Below are 4,706 nucleotides of genomic sequence, written 5' to 3'. Positions count from 1 at the left end.
GGCTGACGCGGTCGAAGCGCTGCGGAAGTTGGAGCACTAGGCCGGCGGCCGTGCGACTTCACGCGTCTGCGATCCTATTCCTTCGATCGACAACCAGTGACGCGGCCAACGCGGGTCGCATCCGCCGAGATGGTCGATCGGTCTATTTTTTCGATCGCAACGCCGCCTCATAGGCAAGCCGCGCCCAACGCGCCATCTCGTCGGGATCGTCAAACGCGTCGTCAGGGATGCTCCAATAGGGCATCTTTACCGGTTTGCCTTTGCCGTCATAGGCCCATTGCCTTGAGCCGGCCGCCTCGAAGGTCGGAGCCGTCTGCTCGTCACCCTCCAAGAGGATTTCTCCGTCCACTTCGAGCGCGAAGATGATGCCCTGGCAATAGACGCCCTTGCCGCCGAACATCCGCTTAATGGTCACCGGCCCCAGCGTTTCGAACATCTCTTCGATGGCAGCATTGTCCACGCGTTCATTCCTCCAGGATGCCGCCGGCAGCAACGATCTGCTCGGGCGTGTCGAGATCGAGCCGTGCCGCCGAGCCAAGCTCGACGTCGATGACCGGCAATCCGCACTTCTCGATGATGTGTCTTGCGCCGACGTCTCCAACCAATTGACGGACGGCCGAAAAGGTCTGTTGCGGCAGGATGACCGGATTGCCCCGTTGCCCCTCGGCGGTTGCCCGAATGACGGCGCGGCCGCCTTCGGCAGCAAATCGATCAAGCAGCGTGCGTAGATCGCTGCTGGTAACGCCAGGCATATCGGCGAGCATCACCAAAATGCCGCCGGCCTGCTCACTGACTGCGGATAGCCCAGTGGTCAGTGACGACGCCATGCCGGACAGGTAATCCGGATTGGAGACCAGCTTCGCCGGCAGATCCTCCAGCGCGGCGCGGATATCGGCCTCGCGGTGGCCGGTGACCACGACCACCCTGCCGGGCGCCGCGGCAATTGCCGCTTCGACGCTGCGGCGGACCAGCGGCACGCCGTCAAAGGTTGCAAGCAACTTGTGTCCGCCGTCCGTGCCCATCCGGCTGGCACGGCCGGCGGCGAGAACCACAATCTCGACCGGTCCAGCCAGCAACGAAGTTGCTTTTTCACGTGGCTGCGGCCGGGTTGGGATTTCGCCCAGCAGGCCACCGACCCCCAGTCCGGTAATGTCGTCGAAGCTCGGCCACTCGCCGGCAAGGATACGATCAAGGATCCAGTCGAAGCCGTTTTCGCGCGGGCTGCGGGCACATCCCGGCGCGCCGATCACCGGGATCTCGCCGACACGGCCAAGAACAAGCAGATTGCCGGGATCGACGGGCATGCCGACATGGTCTACGACACCGCCCGCGCGACGGACGGCTGCGGGAATCACATCGTCCGGATCGGCGACCGCAGACGCTCCGAAGACCACCAGCAAGTCGTGATCCGCCTGCAGTTCATCGATTGCCGCAGCGACCGCGCCTTCCGTGTGCGCGACACGTCGCTCCGTCAGAAGCTCGCTTCCCGATTGCCGCAGGCGAGCCGTCAGGATGGCTTTCGTCTTGTCCATCACCTGCGGCTTCAGCGTTGGCAACTGAGTTGCTATTAGCGCCGCGCGGCGCGCGGAAAAGGGTTTCACTTCGAACGCAGCGTGGTCTCTCAGCAGATTCTGTGCTTCCTCGACGAACTGAGCAGACACTGCGAGTGGAATGATCTTGATGGTCGCCACCATGTCGCCGGCCTGCACGGGCACGTGGTCGGCAAGGCAAGCGAGCGTGATCGCCGGATCGATGCGGTTCAACCGATCGACAGTCCGACGGTTCGCGACGAAGAGACCGGCAACGCGAGAGTAGACGTTCACCCGCCCGGTTGCTGCCTGGGAGAAACGCAGGTGATCGGGTGCGATGGCCGCTGCAATGCGCGTTGCGGCCTCGTCTTCCACGAGGTCGCCGGGCTCCAGGCGGGCAACGACCACCTCCAGCGTGCCGCCGGCGATCAGGGCGGTGACATCGGTGGGCGAAAGCCGATGGCCTTTCGGCAGTCGGGCTTCATTCAGCTTGACCGAATGCGCCAGTATGGCGCCGTCCGAATCGCTTGTCTTGACCGGTCCGAACCTCACGCGATCGCTCCTTGGATCTGGCCGGTATCGCGGCGGCGGAGTGATTCGATGATCTCGGCGAGGATCGCGACGGCGATCTCTGCCGGACTTGCCGCCCCGATATCAAGGCCAATCGGTGCGCGAATGCGGGCGATGTCACCCTCGGAAACACCTGCCTGCCGCAACCGCTCGATCCGTGTCGCGTGGGTTTTCCGGCTGCCGAGCGCGCCGATGTAGAAACAGCCCGCCGAAAGCGCGGCGTGGATCGGTTCGTCGTCGATCTTCGGGTCATGGGTGACGGCGACGAGCGCGGTGAAGCGATCGAGCGCCCTTTCCTTCAAAGCATCCTCGGGCCATTCGGCGATAAGATCGACCCCGGCGAAGCGCTCCGGTGTTGCGAAGGCGGTGCGTGGATCGATGATCGTCATGTCGAAGCCGGCAACGGGAGCCAGTTTGGCCAGGGCCTGCGAAATATGAACGGCGCCGATGACGAGAATGCGCGGCGGCGGCAAATAGACATTGAGGAAGAAGAAGCCCTGCTCCGTTTCCACGATCCCGGCTCTACCGGATTGCAGGGCGCGTGCGACCGGCACGCGCCAGACGTCCGGACAGTCTTCGCCTTCAAGATAGATCTGGTTGCGGCCGCCGGCGAGAGCACTGAGAGTGACGGCGGCCCGACGCGCCGACCGCGCCGCATTGAGTGCGACTAGAATCGTTCGTTCCATAGCTAGGCTTCGATCCGTTCAACGTAGACGCGGATCCTGCCGCCGCAGGAGAGTCCCACGCGCCAGGCGGTTTCGTCGGCAACGCCGAAATCGAGGATCCTCGGCGCGCCCGAAGCGATTACGTCCGCCGCTTCGGCAATGACGGCGCCTTCGACGCAACCGCCGGAAACCGAGCCCTGAAAATTCCCTTCGCCGTCGATCACCAGATGGCTGCCGACCGGGCGCGGGGCCGATCCCCAGGTCTCGATCACGGTGGCGATCGCCACCTTTCGCCCCTCCTTCATCCAGGTTTCGGCGACGTCGAGCGGATCCAGAACATTTGCAACTGCCAGCATGTCGCCACCCTCCCACCGGACGATTACCGTGAACCAAGGAAGCGCCTCGGGTCCGCCTGCCGGGAGCCCTGCCCGGAGAGCGCCTTCACCAGTTCCCCAATCGATTCAAGATTGTGCACCGCCCGGAATTCGTCAACATGCGGCAGCATCGCTCTGACACCGCGCGCTCGGGCTTCGAAGCCGTCGAAGCGCAGCAGCGGATTGAGCCAGATCAGCCGGCGGCAGGACCGGTGCAGCCGGTCGATTTCGATCTCGAGATCGCCCACGTCGTCACGCTCCAGGCCATCGGTGATCATCAGCACGATCGCGCCCTGCCCGAGGACGCGCCGCGACCAGCGTCTGTTGAACTCATGCAGCGTTTCGCCAATGCGCGTACCGCCGGACCAATCCTTCACCGCGGCGACACAGTCGTCGATCGCCGCATCCGGATCGCGATTGCGCAACTGTCGGGAGACATTGGTGAGCCGCGTGCCAAAGAGGAAGGTATGGACGCGCCGCCGTTCCTCGGTCAGCGCATGCAGGAAATGCAGGAAGATGCGGGTGTACTGGCTCATCGAGCCGGAGATATCGGCAAGCACGACGAGCGGGGGATACACAACACGCCGCTCCCGGAAGCGCGGCAGGATCAGTTCCCCGCCGAAACGCATGGCATCTCGCATCGTGGCGCGCGGGTCGATGCGGATCTGCCTCTTCGATGGTCGGAAGCGGCGGGTGACGACGCGATCCATCGGCAGCGTCAGCGCGGCAAGGGCGCGCTTCGCCTCGGCAAGTTCCGCCACGCTCATCTGCGCGAAATCGGCCCGTCGCAGTAATTCGCGGCCCGAAACCGTGAAGCGTGCGTCGATATCGATCTCGGGTTCCTCGCGTGGGGGACGATCCGCCTCGTGCCCGGACAACAGCGCGTCGCTGACGCGCGTCTCGCCGGCCCGGCGTTGCTGTCGCTCACTCTCGCGCTCCGGCGCCAGCGGCGACATCATCGCGATCATCTTTTCAACGAGACCGCGCGACCGCCAGAACAGACGGAAAGCTTCGTCGAAAACCGGTTGGTCCTCGTGGCGCTTGACGAAGACGCATTGCAGTGCCGCGTAAAACGCGCCGCGCCCGCCGATCCCGATCAGCGCCACCGCATCGATGGCATCGGCGATGGCGCCAGGTCCGATCTTGATGCCGGCGCGACGCAGGGCGCGCGCGAAAAAGACGATGTTGTCGGCAAGGCGCCCGTCACCTTCGCCTGCCGGCGGGAGAATGGCGCTATCGCTGTGCTCGCCCCGCTCCTCCATCTTCAGCCCGCCGCCAGCAGTTCCGCCTTGACTTCGGCGAGCAGCTTGCGCCCCTCGGCGCCCTCGATCCTGGCGATGTCGTCCTGATACTTGAGCAGCGTTCCAAGCGTGTCGGCGATCGTTTCCGGATCGAGCGCCAGCCGGTCGAGCTCGGTCAGCGCCGTTGCCCAGTCGATCGTCTCGGCAACGCCCGGGTTCTTGAAAAGATCGATCGTCCGCAGCCGCTGCACATAGGCGATGACTTCGCGCGACAACGTCGCGTTGCAGCCGGGAACCTTGCGGCGGATGATTTCCAGCTCCTGCGCG

5 protein-coding genes and 1 pseudogene are annotated in these 4,706 nt (G+C 64.6%); all 6 read right to left on the bottom strand.

Features of this window, described 5'->3' with window-relative positions:
* Positions 1-142 precede the first annotated feature (142 nt).
* Positions 143-460, bottom strand: coding sequence for a TfoX/Sxy family protein (locus tag I8N66_RS15380; protein WP_291154904.1), 318 nt, complete (start codon positions 458-460; stop codon positions 143-145).
* 4 nt (positions 461-464) lie between these two features.
* Positions 465-2,081 carry a molybdopterin-binding/glycosyltransferase family 2 protein gene (locus I8N66_RS15375; protein ID WP_291154902.1) on the bottom strand — a complete coding sequence of 539 codons (1,617 nt, stop codon included), beginning with the start codon at positions 2,079-2,081 and terminating at the stop codon, positions 465-467.
* Positions 2,078-2,785 (bottom strand): XdhC family protein, encoded by a 708-nt coding sequence (locus I8N66_RS15370; RefSeq protein ID WP_291154900.1) that lies wholly within the window; start codon positions 2,783-2,785, stop codon positions 2,078-2,080. Before I8N66_RS15370 ends, I8N66_RS15375 begins: the two co-directional genes overlap by 4 nt.
* 2 nt (positions 2,786-2,787) lie before the next feature.
* Positions 2,788-3,120 carry an XdhC family protein gene (locus I8N66_RS15365; RefSeq protein ID WP_291154899.1) on the bottom strand — a complete coding sequence of 111 codons (333 nt, stop codon included), beginning with the start codon at positions 3,118-3,120 and terminating at the stop codon, positions 2,788-2,790.
* A gap of 23 nt (positions 3,121-3,143) precedes the next feature.
* Positions 3,144-4,400, bottom strand: coding sequence for a VWA domain-containing protein (locus I8N66_RS15360; RefSeq protein ID WP_291154898.1), 1,257 nt, complete (start codon positions 4,398-4,400; stop codon positions 3,144-3,146).
* Positions 4,401-4,402: 2 nt separating this feature from the next.
* A pseudogene (locus I8N66_RS15355) lies at positions 4,403-4,706 on the bottom strand (MoxR family ATPase); the annotation flags it as partial.

The sequence above is a fragment of the Ensifer sp. SSB1 genome (assembly GCF_016652895.1).
GTDB lineage: Bacteria > Pseudomonadota > Alphaproteobacteria > Rhizobiales > Rhizobiaceae > Ensifer.
The sequence above is the reverse complement of the archived record's forward strand: the minus strand, read 5'-3'. Positions and strand labels throughout refer to the sequence as shown.

Bases quoted from the DNA above. Each gene is read 5' to 3' on its own strand.
- I8N66_RS15370 (WP_291154900.1), bottom strand. From the start codon at position 2,785: ATGGAACGAACGATTCTAGTCGCACTCAATGCGGCGCGGTCGGCGCGT.
- I8N66_RS15365 (WP_291154899.1), bottom strand. From the start codon at position 3,120: ATGCTGGCAGTTGCAAATGTTCTGGATCCGCTCGACGTCGCCGAAACC.
- I8N66_RS15360 (WP_291154898.1), bottom strand. From the start codon at position 4,400: ATGGAGGAGCGGGGCGAGCACAGCGATAGCGCCATTCTCCCGCCGGCA.